The sequence below is a fragment of the Burkholderia sp. Tr-862 genome (genome assembly GCF_011753085.1).
GTDB lineage: Bacteria > Pseudomonadota > Gammaproteobacteria > Burkholderiales > Burkholderiaceae > Burkholderia > Burkholderia ambifaria.
On the sequence record NZ_VWWG01000018.1, the window covers coordinates 1 to 17,042 of the forward strand.

Sequence of the window (17,042 nt, forward strand, 5' to 3'; positions counted from 1 at the left end):
TCGGCGAAACCGGCGGCGACCTGCTGTCGATGACGCTGAACGTCGGCTACGCGGTGAGCTCGATCCTGCTGTTCGGTTTCTTTCTCGTCACGCTCGGTGCGCAGCTCAGGACGACCGGCTATCGCCCATACGGCAGACCGGCGCACCCGCGCCGGTTTTTTTTCGTCCCGCACCAAATTTCACGATGCGAAAAATTTTTTTGCGTCGTAAAAAATCATGCTGCGCGGCACAACCTCATGATTGCGAGATGGGAAAAATCGTTTCTCATTGCGAAACGTGATTAGCAACCATTTGATTCATAACGATTAAAAAATTTCGAGCTTCCTGAGATAGCCCCTGTTTCACGTCGATCGGTTTGCCTAGACTCTTATACAAGACTTCACGAAACGGCACGCGTCCCGCTCCGCTTCGAGAACAGCATCATCACCGTCCGATTCGACTCATCAGGCAACGCACCGTATCAAGGAGCTCATCATGTCGCGACAGCAACAGGCGCAGGAACTGCAAAAGCAATGGGAAACCGATCCGCGCTGGAAGGGCATCAAGCGCAGCTACACCGCTGACGACGTGGTTCGCCTGCGCGGCTCGATCGCCGTCGAGCACACGCTGGCCAAGCGCGGCGCGCAAAAGCTGTGGAGCCTCATGAACGAAGAGCCGTTCGTCAACGCGCTCGGCGCGCTGACCGGCAACCAGGCGATGCAGCAGGTGAAGGCCGGTCTCAAGGCGATCTACCTGTCGGGCTGGCAAGTGGCCGGCGACGCGAACGTCGCGGGCGAAATGTACCCGGACCAGTCGCTGTACCCGGCGAACTCGGTGCCGCTCGTCGTCAAGCGCATCAACAACACGCTCACGCGTGCCGACCAGATCCAGTGGTCCGAAGGCAAGAACCCGGGCGACGAAGGTTACGTCGACTTCTTCGCGCCGATCGTCGCGGACGCGGAAGCCGGCTTCGGCGGCGTGCTGAACGCGTTCGAACTGATGAAGGCGATGATCGAGGCAGGCGCATCGGGCGTCCACTTCGAAGACCAGCTTGCGTCGGTGAAGAAATGCGGCCACATGGGCGGCAAGGTGCTCGTGCCGACGCGCGAGGCCGTCGCGAAGCTGTCGGCAGCGCGTCTCGCCGCTGACGTGATGGGCACGCCGACCGTGCTGGTCGCGCGGACCGACGCGGAAGCAGCGGACCTGATCACGTCCGACATCGACGACAACGACAAACCGTTCCTGACGGGCGAGCGTACGGTCGAAGGCTTCTTCCGCACGAAGCCGGGCATCGAGCAGGCGATCTCGCGCGGCCTCGCGTATGCGCCGTACGCCGACCTGGTCTGGTGCGAAACGGGCAAGCCGGATCTCGAGTACGCGAAGAAGTTCGCGGAAGCGATCCACAAGCAGTTCCCGGGCAAGATGCTGTCGTACAACTGCTCGCCTTCGTTCAACTGGAAGAAGAACCTCGACGACGCGACGATCGCGAAGTTCCAGAGGGAACTGGGTGCGATGGGCTACAAGTTCCAGTTCATCACGCTGGCCGGCTTCCATGCACTGAACTACTCGATGTTCAACCTCGCGCACGGCTATGCCCGCACGCAGATGAGCGCGTTCGTCGAACTGCAGCAGGCCGAGTTCGCGGCGGCCGACAAGGGCTTCACGGCCGTCAAGCACCAGCGCGAAGTCGGCACCGGCTACTTCGATGCGGTGACGCAGACGGTCGAGCGCGAGGCATCGACGACCGCGCTGCACGGCTCGACCGAGGACGAACAGTTCTTCGACGGCAAGAAGGTCGCGTAACGCGCGAAAGCGTCACGCCGATGCCCGCCCGTCACGCGACGGTGCGGCATCGGCCGCACAGAACAAAAATCAGGGAGGAGACGGCAGGCGCGCGGTGACACGCGCGACCCGCCGCGCGGCCTGCGGCCGCCAGCAACGACGCGCGCCGGCTTCGTCCGGCGCGCCCTTTTTCAGCGGCGCTGCCGTGCCGCCGCCCGCGCGGCCACGGACGACGTCGCCGCTACCGATAGACGATCACCGGAATTTTCGTATGGGTCAGCACGCGCTGCGTCTCGCTGCCGATCAGCAGGCTGCCGAGCCCGCGACGTCCGTGGGACGCCATGAAGATCACGTCGCAGCCGCCGCGTTCGGCCGCCTCGATGATGCCGAGGTACGGCGACGGATGCACGCTCGTCCAGCTGTCGCAGACGACGCCGGCCGCCTTCGCGGCCGCCTGCACCTCGTCGAGGTGCGCGCGCGCCTCACGCTCGCTGCGCGCCCGGAAATCGGCGGGCGGCTCGATGATCACTTCGGAAAACGGCGAGTACGGATACTGCGGCAGGCACGCGTAGGCCGTGACCTGCGCGCCGACCGCGCGCGCCAGGTCGATCGCGCCGTCGATCGCCTTCTGCGACAGTTCGGAACCGTCGGTTGGAACGAGGATGTGCCGGAACATCGCGCCCTCCTGCGTCAGACGCACCGCGCGCGCCGCGAACCCATGCGGGCCGGCCCCGGCGCGTCGCGCATGCCAGTTTCGATTGTAGTGCGCGAAACCGGGCGGCCGGCGCCGTCAGCGGGTTCGCCCTCATATCGGAAACGCGCGGGCGGGCGCGCCCTACTCGCCCCAATACCCGGGCCGCTCGTACGTATGTTTCAGGTAATCGAGAAACAGCCGCACGCGCAGCGGCAGGTGGCGCCGCTGCGGAAACACTGCGTGGATACCGATCGGCGGCGCCGCGAACGCATCGAGCACGCTGACGAGGCGGCCGGCCGCGATGTCGTCGCCGACCTCCCACCACGATCGCCATGCCAGGCCGTAGCCGGCGAGGCACCACTCGTGCAGCACCGCGCCGTCCGAGCATTCCATCGTGCCGTTCACCCGGATCGACACGACCTTATCGTCCTCCTGGAACGCCCAGCCGCGCTGCTGGTTTGCGTTCGCGGCAAGGGCGAGGCAGTTGTGGCGCGCAAGTTCGGCGAGCGTGGCGGGCGTGCCGCGCCGCTCGAGATACGCCGGAGACGCAACGCACACGCGCCGGTTCTCGCCGAGCTTCAGCGACACCAGCGACGAATCGGGCAGCTCGCCGAGCCGCACCGCGCAATCGAACCCTTCGTTGACGAGGTCGACTATCCGGTCGGACAGGTCGAGCGTGACCGATACGTCCGGATGTGCGCCGCTGAACTCGGGCACGAGCGGCGCGACGTGGCGCCGCCCGAAGCCGGCCGGCGCGGAAATGCGCAGGTGGCCGCTCGCCTTCACGCCGCCGGCAGACACGCTCGCCTCCGCGTTCTGCATGTCGTTGATGATCCGCTGGCAATCCTCGAGGAAGGCCGACCCCTCGAAGGTCAGCGTGAGCTTGCGCGTCGTCCGCACCAGCAGCTTGACGCCGAGCCGCTCCTCGAGCGCGTCGAGGCGGCGGCCGATGATCGCCGGCGCGACGCCTTCCGCGTGCGCGGCCGCCGACAGGCTGCCCTTCGCCGCGACCGCGGCGAACGTTTCGATCTGTTTGAACCGGTCCATGACTCGAAAGGACGGCCATCCCGCCCTTGAAATAGCTTAAGCCGCTCCAGATTAGGTATATGAAAGTAAAAGATCAAGTGATGATTACCGTCTTTTTTAGTACATGTGATCACGAATAGAATCGACTCGACCTCTGAAACTGGAGCGCAAGGCTATGTCGGCCACAACGACACTCTCCTCTCCCGACGCAATCCTCTTCGACGCATTCGGCACGTTGTTCGACGTGCATGCGGTCGTGGCCGCGGCGGAGCAAATGTTTCCCGGTCACGGGGAGCGGTTGTCGCAGCTGTGGCGACGCAAGCAAATCGAATACTCGCAGTTGCGCACGCTCGCCGATCCGGCCGGCGCCCGCTATCGCCCGTTTCGCGACATCACGCTCGACGCGCTGCGGTTCGCCGCGCGCGTGCTCGGCCTCGCGCTGAACAGCGCGGCCGAGAAGCGGCTGATGGACGAGTACGCGTGCCTGTCCACCTATCCCGACACGGTGCCCGCGCTGCGCAAGCTGCGCGCGCTCGAACCGCGCCCGCCGCTCGCGATCCTGTCGAACGGCAACCCGGAGATGCTCGACATCGCGATCAAGAGCGCCGGCATGATCGGGCTGTTCGATCGCGTGCTGTCGGCCGACACGGTGCGCGCGTACAAGCCGAGTCCGGCCGTCTACGCGCTCGGCACCGCCGCGTTCGGGCCGAACCCGCGCGGCATCGTGTTCGTATCGTCAAACGCCTGGGACGTCGCGGGGGCCGCTTGGTTCGGCTACACGACGTTCTGGCTCAACCGCACGGGCGCCCCCGCCGAGGAACTCGGCGCGCCGCCCGACGGCACCGGCAGCGGCATGGCCGATCTGCTCGCCTTCCTCGCCACCCCGGCTCCGTCCGGCAGACCCGCGAACCGCGCGCGCCCCGGCCCGGGCGCATGACGTTCGCGGCGCTGCCGCCTTCCCCCTTCATCGAAACCGCAACTGACCGACCAAGGAGATGAGACTCATGAGCACCCCGATCACGCTGCCGCAAGGCATGGCGATCACCGGCGAAATCAAGCCGGGTTACGAAGCAATCCTGACGCCTGAAGCGCTCGCACTCGTCGCGGCGCTGCACCGTACGTTCGAGCCGCGCCGCCAGACGCTGCTGCAGGCCCGCGTCGAACGCACCAAGCGCCTCGACGCCGGCGAACGCCCCGATTTCCTGGCCGACACGAAGGCAATCCGCGAAGGCGACTGGAAGGTCGCGCCGCTGCCGGCCGACCTGCAATGCCGCCGTGTCGAGATCACGGGCCCCGTCGAGCGCAAGATGATCATCAACGCGCTGAACTCCGGCGCCGACTCGTACATGACGGACTTCGAGGACTCGAACGCGCCGAGCTGGACGAACCAGATCGACGGCCAGATCAACCTGAAGGACGCGGTGCGCCGCACGATCTCGCTCGAGCAGAACGGCAAGTCGTACCGGCTGAACGACAAGGTCGCGACGCTGATCGTGCGTCCGCGCGGCTGGCACCTCGACGAGAAGCACGTGACGGTCGACGGCCAGCGCGTGTCCGGCGGCATCTTCGATTTCGCGCTGTTCCTGTTCCATAACGCGAAGGAACTGATCGCGCGCGGCTCGGGCCCGTACTTCTACCTGCCGAAGATGGAAAGCCATCACGAGGCTCGCCTGTGGAACGACATCTTCGTCGCGGCACAGGAAGCGGTCGGCGTGCCGCGCGGCACGATCCGCGCGACGGTGCTGATCGAGACGATCCTCGCCGCATTCGAGATGGACGAGATCCTGTACGAGCTGCGCGAACACAGCTCGGGCCTGAACGCCGGCCGCTGGGACTACATCTTCTCGGCGATCAAGAAGTTCAAGAACGATCGCGACTTCTGCCTGGCCGACCGCGCGAAGATCACGATGACGGTGCCGTTCATGCGCGCGTACGCGCTGCTGCTGCTGAAGACCTGCCACAAGCGCAACGCACCGGCAATCGGCGGGATGAGCGCACTGATTCCGATCAAGAACGATCCGCAGGCGAACGACAAGGCGATGGGCGGCGTGCGCTCGGACAAGCAGCGCGACGCGACCGACGGCTACGACGGCGGCTGGGTCGCGCACCCGGGCCTCGTGCCGATCGCGATGGAGGAATTCGTCAAGGTGCTCGGCGACAGGCCGAACCAGATCGCAAAGCAGCGCGACGACGTGCAGATCGAAGGCAAGAACCTGCTCGACTTCCAGCCTGAAGCGCCGATCACCGAAGCCGGCCTGCGCAACAACATCAACGTCGGCATCCACTATCTCGGCGCGTGGCTCGACGGCAACGGCTGCGTGCCGATCCATAACCTGATGGAAGACGCGGCCACCGCCGAAATCTCCCGCTCGCAGGTATGGCAGTGGATCCGCTCGCCGAAGGGCGTGCTCGACGACGGCCGCAAGGTCACGGCGGAACTCGTGCGCGAATTCGCGAAGGCCGAGCTCGACAACGTGAAGCGTTCCGTCGGCGGCAACACGCAGCCCTATGAACGTGCCGCGGCGATCTTCGAACAGATGTCGACGTCGGAAGGCTTCACCGAATTCCTGACGCTGCCGCTGTACGAGGAAATCTGACGGCGCGGGCCGGTCCTGCCGGCCCTGGTCGTGCCCACCCTGCCCGCCGCCGGTCGCACCACCCGGCGGCATGAAAAAAGCGCCCGGCTGGGCGCTTTTTCTTTGCGACGCCGCGCGGTTTGCCGCGCGGACGCTCAGGCGGTTTCCCGCTCGCGCCGGTGCTGAACCCAGTCGCCCGACGCGATGCGCGGACGGTCGGCTGCCGCATGCGCGGCGATTGGATAGTAGACGCACGCGTATTTACGGCCGCCGAGCTCGACGGTCACCGGCTCCTGCCGGAACAGCGTGTCGACGCCCGGATAGACGCGCTCGATCTCGTCGAGCACGGGCATCAACTGCTCGTCGATCTCGTAGACGTCGCCCCATACGAGCGACTGGCCGGCCGGCCCGGCAATCATGCCCGGGTACGTGCCGAAATCGTACAGTTCGCCCGGCAGCGCGGCCGCACCGAGTAGCGTCGGCGCGGCGATCCCGTGCCGCGCGGCCGCATGGCCGATGTCGTTGGCTTCTCCCGCTCTCAACGTGCCGTAGACGAATACGTGGCGCATCGTGGTTCTCCTCTTCGATTCAGGTGTTGCCATGCCGGGCCGTCGTGGCCGCGCCGCGGGCACCGGCGTCTTCAGGGTGTTCGGGGCACCGCTCGCGCGACAACGCGGCCGCATCGGTAGACCGCGATCGCGGCCCGATGTTTTTTGGCCCGACGCGTCGTGCAGACCCAAACTTGCGCGCGGCTGGAATGCACGCGGCCCCATACAAAGTTCATTTGAACGGTGCATTATCGGCCGCAAAACCGCCGCATGCGCCTGCGCGGCGCCTTCTAAAATAACGGCATCGCCGCCGCGCCGACCGAGTCGTCCATGAATCCGCCTGCCCAAGCCGACACATCGAACCCCTACGACGTCATCGACATCCCGCCCGAGTTCGCGCCGACCCGCGTCCACCCGATGCGCGTCCGGGCGCGGCAGGTGGATGCCGGCCGCCGGATCCCGCTGCACACGCATGCGTGGGCGCAGCTCGCGTACGCGTCGCGCGGGGTGTTGCGCGTCGCGACGACCGGGACGACGTGGATGGTGCCGCCGTCCCGCGCGATCTGGGTGCCGCCGCACATCACGCATGAAGTCGTGATCGTCGAGGAGGCGTATCTGCGCACGCTGTATATCGACGAGTCGATCGTGCCGGACGGGCTCGATGCATGCCGGGTGGTCGAGGTGACGGGCTTGCTGCGCGAACTGATCGTCGCGCTCGACGCGCGCGACCTGAGCGAGGCGCGCGAGCGGCTGCTGTGCGGGCTCGTGCTCGACGAGCTGAGCCGCGCCGAACCGCTGCCGCTTGCGGTGCCGATGCCCGACGAGAAACGCCTGCGCATGCTGTGCGAGTCGGTCCTCGCGCAGCCGGCGCATGCGGAATCGCTCGAGCACTGGGCAAGCGAGGTCGGCGCGAGCACGCGCACGATTTCGCGGCTCTTCAAGCAGGAACTGGGCGTGAGTTTTTCGCAGTGGCGGCAGCAGGCGCTGCTCGCGCGCGCGATTCCGCTGTTGAATCAGGGGCGTCCGCTGTCGCATATCGCGCGCGAGCTCGGCTACCAGAGCCAGAGTGCGTTTTCGGCGATGTTCCGGCGCGCGTTCGGCGAAAGCCCGCGCGCGTTCATGCTGCGCGGCTACGAGCACCGCGGCGCGGAAGACAATATCGCGACGGACGACGCCCTCGACGACGACGACCCGTTCGGCACCGCCCGCTGACCGTCGCCGCGTCGCAGTTACTCGCTCAGACCGTACGCACCATGTGGCGGATCGAGCCGAGCTGCGCCAGCCTCGGCCCGGTGACGCGGTAGCCCATGCGCTGGTAGAGCCGCGCGGCCGGATTGTCGACGAACACGCGCAACTGCAGTTCGTGCAGCCCGCGGGCGCGCGCCCAGCGCAGCGACATGTCGAGCATGTAGGTGCCGGCGCCCTGACCGCGATGACCGGCTGCAATCTGCACATCGCGAATGTGGAGCGAATCGCCCTCCTCGGTCACACGCAGCACGCCGATGCGTTCCCCGTCGGCTTCCAGGATGAAGTTTTCGGATTCGCGCCAGCTCGCATAGAACAGGTCGCTGCGCCAGACGAGTCCATGGCGCTTGTAATAGCCGCCCATGTTGCCGTGCGTCAGCGCCTCGGCAAACGGAAAATCGCCAGGCTCCGCGGGCCGGAGCTGATACAGCAATCGCAGGTCGGTCGGATCGAGCATCGCGCGGGGGTCAAGAACGCATTCCGCCACGATAGCGCAGTCGCGGGCGGATGCAATCGCGAATTTCTCGTAGCGGCGCGCAACCGGTGATGCGTCACGCGCCCGCAAGCGGGCACGAATGGAAATACAAATGAAAAAGCCCGCACAAGGCGGGCTTTCTCATTTTCTGGCGGAGCGGACGGGACTCGAACCCGCGACCCCCGGCGTGACAGGCCGGTATTCTAACCAACTGAACTACCGCTCCAGTGTTGCTTCTTGCCTGGCAGGCGTCGGTTACTTCCTGCCGGCGCATCGTTTGTTCGAACGACGCCGAAATCTGGCGTCCCCTAGGGGATTCGAACCCCTGTACTCACCGTGAAAGGGTGATGTCCTAGGCCTCTAGACGAAGGGGACAACGTACTGCTTACATCTTTAATACAAAAGCCCGTTCAAAACGTTCATTTGAACGGGCTTGGTTCTGGCGGAGCGGACGGGGCTCGAACCCGCGACCCCCGGCGTGACAGGCCGGTATTCTAACCAACTGAACTACCGCTCCAGCTTTCTGCACCACCACCTGCAGGACCACGTTCACGTCCTGCAAGCGTTGCGACACTTCTACGAAACGCCGCTGAATCCTGGCGTCCCCTAGGGGATTCGAACCCCTGTACTCACCGTGAAAGGGTGATGTCCTAGGCCTCTAGACGAAGGGGACAGCGTACTGCTTACATCCTTAATACAAAAGCCCGCTCAAAAACGTCTTGAACGGGCTTCGTTCTGGCGGAGCGGACGGGACTCGAACCCGCGACCCCCGGCGTGACAGGCCGGTATTCTAACCGACTGAACTACCGCTCCAACTTTCTGCACCGTTACCTGCAGGACGTCGGTTACGTTCTGCAAGCCTCGCGACACTTCTACGAAACGCCGCTGAATCTGGCGTCCCCTAGGGGATTCGAACCCCTGTACTCACCGTGAAAGGGTGATGTCCTAGGCCTCTAGACGAAGGGGACATAATCTTTTCAGATCTGTCTGACTTTCGCTATTCACTCACCGCAACAGCGAAGGCCGAAATTCTAACTGCTTTAAATCATTTTGTGAAGCATTTATTACTACTGCCACTGCTTCACAACTCAATCCATTCTGCTCTGATGGTGGAGGTAAGCGGGATCGAACCGCTGACCTCTTGCATGCCATGCAAGCGCTCTCCCAGCTGAGCTATACCCCCTTGCAGAACAGAAATGAGATTATATGGACCGAATTTGAACTTGTAAATACCCTTTTTGCGATTCGAGCGAAATTTTTTGCGAAGCCGCGCCGCCCTCACGCGCGGACGGCCTCGCTCCCGCCCTCAGGCCAGCGCGGCCTCGATACGCGACACCACGACATCGCGACCGAACAGCACGAGCACCGCGTCGATCGACGGCGTATGCGTCGTGCCCGCCACCAGCAGGCGCACCGGCATCGCGAGCTGCGGCATCTTCAGCTTGTGCGTGCCGAGCGTCGCCTTCAGCGCCGCAGACACGGCTTCCTTCGTCCAGTCGGCCGCCTTCAGTGCGGCGGCGAGGTCGGCCAGCGCCGGACGCACCGCATCGGTCACGTGCTGCGCGAGTGCGTCGGCGTCCGGCGCCGGCACACGGTAGAACATCGCGGCGCCTTCGGCGATCTCCTTGACCGTCGTCGCGCGATCCTTCATCAGGCCAACCACCGCGTCGAGCGCGGGACCCGTCGCGATCGCCGCGTCCTCGATGCCGAGCGCGTCGAGGAACGGTTTCGCCAGCGCGGCGAGGCGCGCATTGTCGGCTTCCTTGATGTAGTGGGCGTTGAGCCAGCTCAGCTTGCTGTGGTCGTACTGCGCGGGCGACTTGCCGAGATGCTCGAGGTCGAACCATTCGACGAACTGTTCGCGCGAGAAGATTTCAGCGTCGCCGTGCGACCAGCCGAGACGCGCGAGATAGTTGACGACGGCCTCCGGCAGGAAGCCGGCGTCACGATAAGCCGTCACGCTCATCGCGCCATGCCGCTTGCTCATCTTCTCGCCCTGCTCGTTCAGCACGGTCGGCAGGTGCGCATAGACGGGCGGCTCGCCGCCGAGCGCGCGCAGGATGTTGATCTGGCGCGGCGTGTTGTTCACGTGGTCGTCGCCACGGATCACGTGCGTGATGTTCATGTCCATGTCGTCCACGACCACGCAGAAGTTGTAGATCGGCGTGCCGTCCGGGCGCGCGATCACGAGGTCGTCGAGCTCCTCGTTCGAGATCTCGACACGGCCCTTCACCGCGTCGTCCCACACGACCGTGCCGGTCAGCGGGTTGCGGAAACGCAGCACCGGCTTCACGCCGGCCGCCGGCTCGGGCAGCACCTTGCCCGGCTCCGGACGCCACGTGCCGTCGTAGCGCGGCTTCAGGCCGGCCTCGCGCTGGCGTTCGCGCAGCGCGTCGAGTTCCTCTGCCGACATGTAGCATGGGTACGCGAGGCCCTTCTCCAGCATCTGCGCGAGCACCTCGCGATAGCGGTCCATCCGCTGCATCTGGTAGATCGGGCCTTCGTCGAAATCGAGGCCGAGCCACTGCATCCCTTCGAGGATCGCGTCGACGGCTTCCTGCGACGAACGCTCGACGTCGGTATCCTCGATACGCAGCACGAACGTGCCCTTCATCTTGCGGGCGAACGCCCACGGATAGAGCGCGGAGCGGATGTTGCCGAGGTGGATGAAGCCGGTGGGACTCGGCGCGAAGCGGGTACGGACAGGACGGGTCATAAACGGTAACTCGAACGCCTGGGGCGCATGAATGATTCGACGCGGGATCGACGGCGGCAGCCCGGACAGCAATGGGGCCGGCCGCGCCCGGAACGGGAAAGAAGCCGGAATTATACTCGCGCCGGTCTTCGCGCCAAGCGCGCCGCTTGCTTTATGATGTGCGCGCCGCGGCCGCCAGTCGGCGCCGCGCCGGCCGCCCGGATCCCGCCGCACGGCCGCTCGGAACCTATCGCCGCCGCGGGCCGAACGGCCCGCCGCCAAGCCGCCGGAGAATCAATCGATGTCGTCCCCTCGCCTGTCGCGCCGTCACTTCACGATCGCGTGCGCGTCCGCCAGCCTCGCCGCCTGTACGTCGTTCGGCGACAAGTCCCGTCCCGACAACGCCGCGAATTCCGCGCAGTCGCACGAAAAGCCCGTGAAGATCGGCATCGCGCTCGGCGGCGGCGCCGCCCGCGGTTTCTCGCACATCGGCGTGCTGAAGGCGCTCGAGGCACGCGGCATCCCGGTCGAGATCGTCGCGGGCACGAGCGCGGGTTCGGTGGTCGGCGCGCTCTATGCGTCCGGGATGAGCGCGCTGCAAATCAACAAGATCGCGCTCGACATGGATCAGGCGTCGATCAGCGACTGGGCGCTACCGTTCCGCTCACGCGGATTGCTGCAGGGCGTCGCGCTGCAGAACTTCCTGAACAAGACGCTCAACAACCGTCCGATCGAGAAGATGGCGAAGCCGCTCGGCATCGTCGCGACGGATCTGCAGAGTGGCCAGCCGATCCTGTTCCAGCAAGGCAATACGGGGCTCGCGGTGCGCGCGTCGTGCAGCGTGCCGTCGGTGTTCGAACCGGTGAGGATCGGCAACCGCGAGTACGTCGATGGCGGCCTCGTGAGCCCGGTACCCGCGTCATTCGCGCGCAAGATGGGCGCGAGCTTCGTGATCGCGGTCGATATCTCGGCGCGGCCGGACGGCGCGGCGACCAACAACCCGATCGAGATGCTGCTGCAGACCTTCACGATCATGGGCCAGACGATCAAGTCCTACGAGCTCGACAAGTACGCGGACGTGGTAATCCGCCCGAACCTCGCGGCGATGGGCGGCAGCGACTTCAACCAGCGCAACGCGGCCATCCTCGCGGGCGAGGAAGCCGTCGCACGCATCATGCCCGAGCTGCAGCGCAAGCTCGCGGCTGCCCGCGGCGTCGCGACAGCGTAATCGGGCTCAGCGCGGTGCGCGACGCATGACGGCGCGCACCGCCCACGGTGACACGGCCGCCCGCCGGTTCCGCGTGCCGCAAAACAAAAAACCCTGCCGCCTTTCGGTGACAGGGTTTTTTGATCCGGCGGAGCGCCGGCGAGCGTCAGTTGCTGCCGTTCGCGTCGTCGCCGATCGTCGCGCGCACGCGCTGGCGCAAGTCGTCGGCCTTCATCGGAAACTCCGATTCGAGCCGGCGCGCGCCGGTGAACCGCTTTTCCCAGTAGCCGCTGTCGAGATCGTCGACGCGAATGGTGCTGCCCGTCGACGGCGAATGCACGAACTTGTTGTCGCCGATGTAGATGCCGACGTGCGAGAACGTACGGCGCATCGTGTTGAAGAACACGAGGTCGCCCGGCTTGAGGTTGCTCATGCTGACCTTTTCACCCACGCGGCTCATTTCTTCCGCACGGCGCGGCAGCGACATGCCGAGCGTGTCCTGGAACACGTAACGCACGAAGCCGCTGCAGTCGAGGCCCGAATCCGGCGAGTTGCCGCCCCAGCGATAGCGCACGCCGATCATGTTGAGCGCGCCGACGACCACGTCGCCTGCCTTGCCCGCCATGCCGGCGAGGAACGACTTTGCACCGCCGCTTGACGGCTGCGCGCTGGTCTGCTGGAGGGAGGAACCCGACCCGATCTGAGTCGAATTGGTGGCATTCTGGTTAAAACTGCTGACTTCGTCGGCGAACGCGCCGGGAGCTGCTGCGAACAGGGCGCCGATGAAGAGCCCGGCGATGGTGCGCGCGCATGCCTGGGTCAAGGATCGATGCTGCATTGGACGATGGAATTTGCTTAAAAATCAGCTGATTGGCGGAAAATTTCGGTCGATACTAGCCAGCGCGTAATCGTTTGTCAAAACAAATTAATAAATACAATCGAGATGGTCAGACCATTGGCGGCCTATCACGCTTTCCAGACCGCTTTCAACAGCTTTTGTGTGTAAGGATGTGACGGTCTGGCGAAGATCTCGGCGACCTCTCCCGACTCCACGACGACCCCCTCCTGCATTACCGCCACGCGGTGCGCCATCGCGCCGATCACCTCCAGGTCGTGGCTGATGAACACATAGCCGAGGTTGTATTTCTGTTGCAAATTCGCGAGCAGTTTCAGCACCTGCTGCTGGATCGACACGTCGAGCGCGGACGTCGGCTCGTCGAGGATCAGGATGCGCGGCTCCAGCACGAGCGCGCGCGCGATCGCGATCCGCTGGCGCTGGCCGCCCGAGAATTCGTGCGGATAACGATGCAGCACCGTGCGGTCGAGCCCCACTTCCCGCAGCACGGCCAGCGACTTCGCGCGGCGCGCGTCCGGCGTCAGTTCCGGACGATGCAGTTCGAGCCCCTCGCCGACGATCCGCTCGATCGTGTGACGCGGAGAAAGTGAACTGAAGGGATCCTGAAAGACGACCTGCATGTTCGAGCGCAGCGCGGTCTGTTCCCGGCCGCGATAGGTCGACAGCGCGCGCCCCTGGAATTCGATTTCGCCCTGCGCTGTCTTCTGCAGCCCGAGCAGCGCCATCGCGAGCGTCGACTTGCCGGACCCCGATTCGCCGACGATGCCGAGCGTCTCGCCCTGCCGCACCGACACGGACACGTCCGCGACCGCCGTCACGGGCACCGTGCCGAACCAGCCCGCGAAGCCCGGCCGCTTGCGCGCGAACTGCACGCTGACGTGGCGCGCGTCGAGCACGACGGGCGCAATTGGCATCACAGGCACGACCGCGCGCTGCGGGCGGCTGTTCAGCAGCCGCTGCGTATACGGATGCTCCGGCTCCGCGAATATCCGCTCGACCGACCCGCTTTCGACCAGCTTGCCGCGCTCCATCACCGCGACCCGCTCGGCGAAGTGCCGCACGAGGTTCAGGTCGTGCGTGATCAGCAGGATCGCCATCCCGCGCTTTTCCGCCTCCTCCCGCTGCAGTTCGAGCAGCAGGTCGACAATCTGCGCGCGGATCGTCACGTCGAGCGCGGTGGTCGGCTCGTCCGCGAGCAGCAGGCGCGGCCGGCACGCGAGCGCCATCGCGATCATCGCGCGCTGCCGCTGCCCGCCCGACAACTGGTGCGGGTAGCTGTCCACGCGCTTCTCCGGCTCCGCGATGCCCGTGCGCGCGAGCAGCGCGATCGCGCGCTTGCGCGCCTCGGCCGCCGTCACGCCGTCGTGCAGCACGATCGTCTCGCCGATCTGCGCGCCGATCGTATACAGCGGGTTGAGCGCCGTCATCGGCTCCTGGAAGATCATCGCGATGTCCGAGCCGCGCAGCCCGCGCATCTCGCGCTCGCTCTTGCCGGCGAGGTCTTGTCCGGCAAGGCGGATCGTGCCGCTCACGTCGGCATCGCGCAGCAGCCGCAGGATCGCCAGCGCGGTCACGCTCTTGCCCGAGCCCGACTCGCCGACGAGCGCGACGCGCTCGCCGCGACCGATCGCGAGCGTCACGTCGTCGACGGCCACCGTGTCGCCGAAGCGCACATGCAGATGCTCGAGCGACAGCAGTGGTTCGCCCGATTTCGATACGACCGTGTCGCTCATCGCTGGCCTCCCGCCGCGCGCACCGAGTCGGCGATTCGCGTGTCGAGCGCGTTGCGCAGCGCGTCGCCCATGAAGGTCAGCAGCAGCAGCGTCGCGACCAGCACACCGAACGTCGACAGCGAGATCCACCACGCGTCGAGGTTGCCCTTGCCCTGCGCGAGCAGTTCGCCGAGGCTCGGCGTCGGCGGCGGCACGCCGAGCCCGAGGAAGTCGAGGCTCGTGAGCGCGAGGATCGCGCCGCTCATCCGGAACGGCAGGAACGTGATCACGGGCGTCAGGCTGTTCGGCAGCACGTGGCGCCAGATGATCTGCCAGTTCGTGAGCCCCATCGCGCGGGCCGCGCGCACGTAGTCCTGAGTACGGTTGCGCAGGAATTCGGCGCGCACGTAGTCGGCCAGGCCGATCCAGCCGAACAGCGACAGCAGCACGATCAGCAGCAGGAAGCTCGGCTCGAAGATCGACGCGAAGATGATCAGCAGGTAAAGCTCCGGCAGCGAACTCCAGATCTCGATCAGCCGCTGTCCGACGATGTCGATGCGCCCGCCGAAGAAACCCTGCACCGCGCCCGCGGCGATCCCGAGCAGCGTACCGATCACGGTCAGGATCAGCCCGAACTCGACCGACACGCGGAACCCGTACACGAGCCGCGCGAGCAGGTCGCGCCCCTGCGCATCGGTGCCGAGCCAGTTCTCGCGCGACGGCGGCGCCGGGTTCGGCACGCTCGAGAAGTAGTTCAGCGTGTCGTAGTAATAGCGGTTCGGCGGATAGACGACGAAGTTGCCCGGCGCCTCGAGCCGCTTGCGCACGTACGGATCGAGATAGTCGGCCTGCGCCGGGAAGTCGCCGCCGAAGGTCGTCTCGGGGTACGCATGGAACATCGGGAAATAGTAGTGATCGTCGTAGCGCACGACGAGCGGCTTGTCGTTCGACCACAGCGGCGCCGCGAGGCTCGCGGCGAACGCGACGAAGAAGATCACGAAGCTCCAGTAGCCGAGGCGCTGCTGGCGAAAGCGCTGCCAGACGCGGCGCGCGGGCGACGGCGACACGCGCGCACGCGCGGCGTCGAGGCGGGACGACACGACGGCCCGGTTCATCGCGATCCTCGCCCGATCGCGCCAGGCATGCGGATGGCTCGTTTCATGTCAGCGCTCCAGGTTGTCGAATTGAATGCGCGGGTCGACCCACACGTAGCAGAGGTCGGAGACCAGCTTGGTCGCGAGCCCGATCAGCGTGAACAGGTACAGCGTGCCGAGCACGACCGGGTAGTCGCGCCGCACGACCGACTCGTACGACAGCAGCCCGAGGCCGTCGAGCGAGAACAGCGTCTCGATCAGCAGGCTGCCCGTGAAGAACGCGCCGATGAATGCGGCCGGAAAGCCGACGATCAGCGGCAGCATCGCGTTGCGGAACACGTGCTTCCACAGCACGGTGCGCTCGGCGAGCCCTTTCGCGCGCGCGGTCAGCACGTACTGCTTGCGGATCTCGTCGAGGAACGCGTTCTTCGTGAGCATCGTGATGACCGCGAAGCTGCCGACGACCGACGCCGTGATCGGCAGCGCGATGTGCCACAGATAGTCGAGCACCTTGCCGCCGAGCGACAGCTGCGCGAAGTTGTCCGACGTGAGCCCGCGCAGCGGAAACAGCTGCCAGAACGAGCCGCCGCCGAACAGCACGAGCAGCAGCACGCCGAGCACGAAGCCCGGGATCGCATAGCCGACCAGCACGACGAGGCTCGTCGCGACGTCGAACGGCGAGCCGTTGCGCACGGCCTTCGCGATGCCGAGTGGCACGGAGATCAGGTAGGTGACGAAGAACGTCCACAACCCGATGCTGATCGACACCGGCAGCTTCTGCACGATCAGCGACCACACGCTCTGGTGGCGGAAGTAGCTGTCGCCGAGATCGAAGCGCGCGAAGCGCTTGAGCATAAGCCAGTAGCGCTCGAGCGGCGGCTTGTCGAAGCCGTACAGCGCCTTGAGCTGCGCGAGCTGCTGCGCGTCGACGCCGGTATGCGCACGCATCCCGAACGGCGTCGCGCCCTGCTCCGTCGCGCCCTTGCGCAGTTCCTGCACGGCCTGTTCGACCGGGCCGCCCGGCACGAACTGGATCACGGCGAACGTGAGCGTGAGCACGCCGACGAGCGTCGGGATCATCAGCAGCAGGCGTTTGAGGATGTAGCTCCACATAGGGTGGCGACTCGCGATCGATAGGCTGGGTTGAACGAAG

14 protein-coding genes, 7 tRNA genes and 1 pseudogene are annotated in these 17,042 nt (G+C 65.8%); 6 read left to right on the top strand and 16 right to left on the bottom strand.

All coding sequences use genetic code 11. The features are described 5' to 3' along the window. Positions 1 to 128 (top strand): annotated as a pseudogene (locus tag F3J14_RS08395) (hypothetical protein); the annotation flags it as partial. Positions 129 to 474: 346 nt separating this feature from the next. Continuing rightward, positions 475 to 1,782, top strand: a complete 1,308-nt coding sequence (aceA, locus tag F3J14_RS08400) for an isocitrate lyase (protein ID WP_166722587.1) — start codon at positions 475 to 477, stop codon at positions 1,780 to 1,782. 220 nt (positions 1,783 to 2,002) lie between these two features. Here the strand turns inward: aceA and F3J14_RS08405 are convergent, their stop codons facing one another. Together F3J14_RS08405 and F3J14_RS08410 are read right to left on the bottom strand one after the other, a co-directional pair. Further along, a complete protein-coding gene (locus F3J14_RS08405; RefSeq protein WP_006755353.1) occupies positions 2,003 to 2,437 on the bottom strand; it encodes a universal stress protein in 435 nt (144 codons plus the stop codon). A gap of 159 nt (positions 2,438 to 2,596) precedes the next feature. After that, complete coding sequence (locus F3J14_RS08410; protein WP_166722588.1) at positions 2,597 to 3,502, bottom strand: LysR family transcriptional regulator; 906 nt, start codon at positions 3,500 to 3,502, stop codon at positions 2,597 to 2,599. Between the two features lie 154 nt (positions 3,503 to 3,656). On the opposite strand from F3J14_RS08410, the gene F3J14_RS08415 reads away from it, so the two are divergent. After that, positions 3,657 to 4,418, top strand: coding sequence for a haloacid dehalogenase type II (locus tag F3J14_RS08415; protein ID WP_166722589.1), 762 nt, complete (start codon positions 3,657 to 3,659; stop codon positions 4,416 to 4,418). A 67-nt stretch (positions 4,419 to 4,485) separates the two neighbouring features. Further along, positions 4,486 to 6,078, top strand: coding sequence for a malate synthase A (gene aceB / locus F3J14_RS08420; RefSeq protein ID WP_166722590.1), 1,593 nt, complete (start codon positions 4,486 to 4,488; stop codon positions 6,076 to 6,078). 134 nt (positions 6,079 to 6,212) lie between these two features. Here aceB and F3J14_RS08425 read toward each other — a convergent pair whose 3' ends face one another. After that, positions 6,213 to 6,626 carry a gamma-glutamylcyclotransferase family protein gene (locus F3J14_RS08425; protein WP_166722591.1) on the bottom strand — a complete coding sequence of 138 codons (414 nt, stop codon included), beginning with the start codon at positions 6,624 to 6,626 and terminating at the stop codon, positions 6,213 to 6,215. A gap of 309 nt (positions 6,627 to 6,935) precedes the next feature. Here F3J14_RS08425 and F3J14_RS08430 point away from each other — a divergent pair, with 309 nt between their 5' ends. Beyond that, positions 6,936 to 7,817: a helix-turn-helix transcriptional regulator gene (locus tag F3J14_RS08430; RefSeq protein ID WP_166722592.1), complete on the top strand. Its 882-nt coding sequence runs from the start codon at positions 6,936 to 6,938 to the stop codon at positions 7,815 to 7,817. A 25-nt stretch (positions 7,818 to 7,842) separates the two neighbouring features. Here the strand turns inward: F3J14_RS08430 and F3J14_RS08435 are convergent, their stop codons facing one another. From F3J14_RS08435 to gltX, 9 genes are all read right to left on the bottom strand, one after another. After that, on the bottom strand, positions 7,843 to 8,307 hold the full coding sequence (locus F3J14_RS08435) for a GNAT family N-acetyltransferase (RefSeq protein ID WP_006762691.1): 465 nt from the start codon (positions 8,305 to 8,307) through the stop codon (positions 7,843 to 7,845). Positions 8,308 to 8,474: 167 nt separating this feature from the next. Then, a tRNA-Asp gene (locus F3J14_RS08440) sits at positions 8,475 to 8,551 on the bottom strand. 73 nt (positions 8,552 to 8,624) lie between these two features. Then, positions 8,625 to 8,700 (bottom strand) — tRNA-Glu (locus F3J14_RS08445). 65 nt (positions 8,701 to 8,765) lie between these two features. Continuing rightward, positions 8,766 to 8,842: transfer RNA gene (locus F3J14_RS08450), tRNA-Asp, on the bottom strand. A gap of 80 nt (positions 8,843 to 8,922) precedes the next feature. Then, positions 8,923 to 8,998: transfer RNA gene (locus F3J14_RS08455), tRNA-Glu, on the bottom strand. Positions 8,999 to 9,061: 63 nt separating this feature from the next. Then, a tRNA-Asp gene (locus F3J14_RS08460) sits at positions 9,062 to 9,138 on the bottom strand. A gap of 79 nt (positions 9,139 to 9,217) precedes the next feature. After that, a tRNA-Glu gene (locus tag F3J14_RS08465) sits at positions 9,218 to 9,293 on the bottom strand. A 139-nt stretch (positions 9,294 to 9,432) separates the two neighbouring features. Further along, positions 9,433 to 9,508: transfer RNA gene (locus tag F3J14_RS08470), tRNA-Ala, on the bottom strand. Positions 9,509 to 9,631: 123 nt separating this feature from the next. Further along, entirely contained in the window at positions 9,632 to 11,041 is a 1,410-nt protein-coding gene (gene gltX, locus F3J14_RS08475; RefSeq protein ID WP_166722593.1) for a glutamate--tRNA ligase, read from the bottom strand. A 280-nt stretch (positions 11,042 to 11,321) separates the two neighbouring features. Here gltX and F3J14_RS08480 point away from each other — a divergent pair, with 280 nt between their 5' ends. Further along, the gene (locus F3J14_RS08480) at positions 11,322 to 12,248 is read left to right on the top strand and encodes a patatin-like phospholipase family protein (protein WP_166722594.1); all 927 of its coding nucleotides are present in this window, start codon (positions 11,322 to 11,324) and stop codon (positions 12,246 to 12,248) included. Between the two features lie 145 nt (positions 12,249 to 12,393). Here F3J14_RS08480 and F3J14_RS08485 read toward each other — a convergent pair whose 3' ends face one another. From F3J14_RS08485 to F3J14_RS08500, 4 genes are all read right to left on the bottom strand, one after another. After that, a complete protein-coding gene (locus tag F3J14_RS08485) occupies positions 12,394 to 13,065 on the bottom strand; it encodes a C40 family peptidase (RefSeq protein ID WP_166722595.1) in 672 nt (223 codons plus the stop codon). Between the two features lie 128 nt (positions 13,066 to 13,193). After that, positions 13,194 to 14,816 carry a dipeptide ABC transporter ATP-binding protein gene (locus F3J14_RS08490; protein WP_166722596.1) on the bottom strand — a complete coding sequence of 541 codons (1,623 nt, stop codon included), beginning with the start codon at positions 14,814 to 14,816 and terminating at the stop codon, positions 13,194 to 13,196. Continuing rightward, entirely contained in the window at positions 14,813 to 15,910 is a 1,098-nt protein-coding gene (locus F3J14_RS08495; RefSeq protein ID WP_006754533.1) for an ABC transporter permease, read from the bottom strand. Before F3J14_RS08495 ends, F3J14_RS08490 begins: the two co-directional genes overlap by 4 nt. A 48-nt stretch (positions 15,911 to 15,958) precedes the next feature. Further along, complete coding sequence (locus tag F3J14_RS08500) at positions 15,959 to 17,002, bottom strand: ABC transporter permease subunit (protein WP_166722597.1); 1,044 nt, start codon at positions 17,000 to 17,002, stop codon at positions 15,959 to 15,961. Between the last annotated feature and the right edge of the window lie 40 nt (positions 17,003 to 17,042).

What these genes read in the sequence shown, in the direction of transcription:
- F3J14_RS08485 (WP_166722595.1), bottom strand. Translation starts at nt 13,065, where the DNA reads ATGCAGCATCGATCCTTGACCCAGGCATGCGCGCGCACCATCGCCGGG.
- F3J14_RS08500 (WP_166722597.1), bottom strand. Translation starts at nt 17,002, where the DNA reads ATGTGGAGCTACATCCTCAAACGCCTGCTGCTGATGATCCCGACGCTC.
- aceB (WP_166722590.1), top strand. Translation starts at nt 4,486, where the DNA reads ATGAGCACCCCGATCACGCTGCCGCAAGGCATGGCGATCACCGGCGAA.
- F3J14_RS08495 (WP_006754533.1), bottom strand. Translation starts at nt 15,910, where the DNA reads ATGAACCGGGCCGTCGTGTCGTCCCGCCTCGACGCCGCGCGTGCGCGC.
- F3J14_RS08425 (WP_166722591.1), bottom strand. Translation starts at nt 6,626, where the DNA reads ATGCGCCACGTATTCGTCTACGGCACGTTGAGAGCGGGAGAAGCCAAC.
- F3J14_RS08430 (WP_166722592.1), top strand. Translation starts at nt 6,936, where the DNA reads ATGAATCCGCCTGCCCAAGCCGACACATCGAACCCCTACGACGTCATC.
- gltX (WP_166722593.1), bottom strand. Translation starts at nt 11,041, where the DNA reads ATGACCCGTCCTGTCCGTACCCGCTTCGCGCCGAGTCCCACCGGCTTC.
- F3J14_RS08435 (WP_006762691.1), bottom strand. Translation starts at nt 8,307, where the DNA reads ATGCTCGATCCGACCGACCTGCGATTGCTGTATCAGCTCCGGCCCGCG.
- F3J14_RS08410 (WP_166722588.1), bottom strand. Translation starts at nt 3,502, where the DNA reads ATGGACCGGTTCAAACAGATCGAAACGTTCGCCGCGGTCGCGGCGAAG.
- F3J14_RS08415 (WP_166722589.1), top strand. Translation starts at nt 3,657, where the DNA reads ATGTCGGCCACAACGACACTCTCCTCTCCCGACGCAATCCTCTTCGAC.
- F3J14_RS08480 (WP_166722594.1), top strand. Translation starts at nt 11,322, where the DNA reads ATGTCGTCCCCTCGCCTGTCGCGCCGTCACTTCACGATCGCGTGCGCG.
- F3J14_RS08490 (WP_166722596.1), bottom strand. Translation starts at nt 14,816, where the DNA reads ATGAGCGACACGGTCGTATCGAAATCGGGCGAACCACTGCTGTCGCTC.
- F3J14_RS08405 (WP_006755353.1), bottom strand. Translation starts at nt 2,437, where the DNA reads ATGTTCCGGCACATCCTCGTTCCAACCGACGGTTCCGAACTGTCGCAG.
- aceA (WP_166722587.1), top strand. Translation starts at nt 475, where the DNA reads ATGTCGCGACAGCAACAGGCGCAGGAACTGCAAAAGCAATGGGAAACC.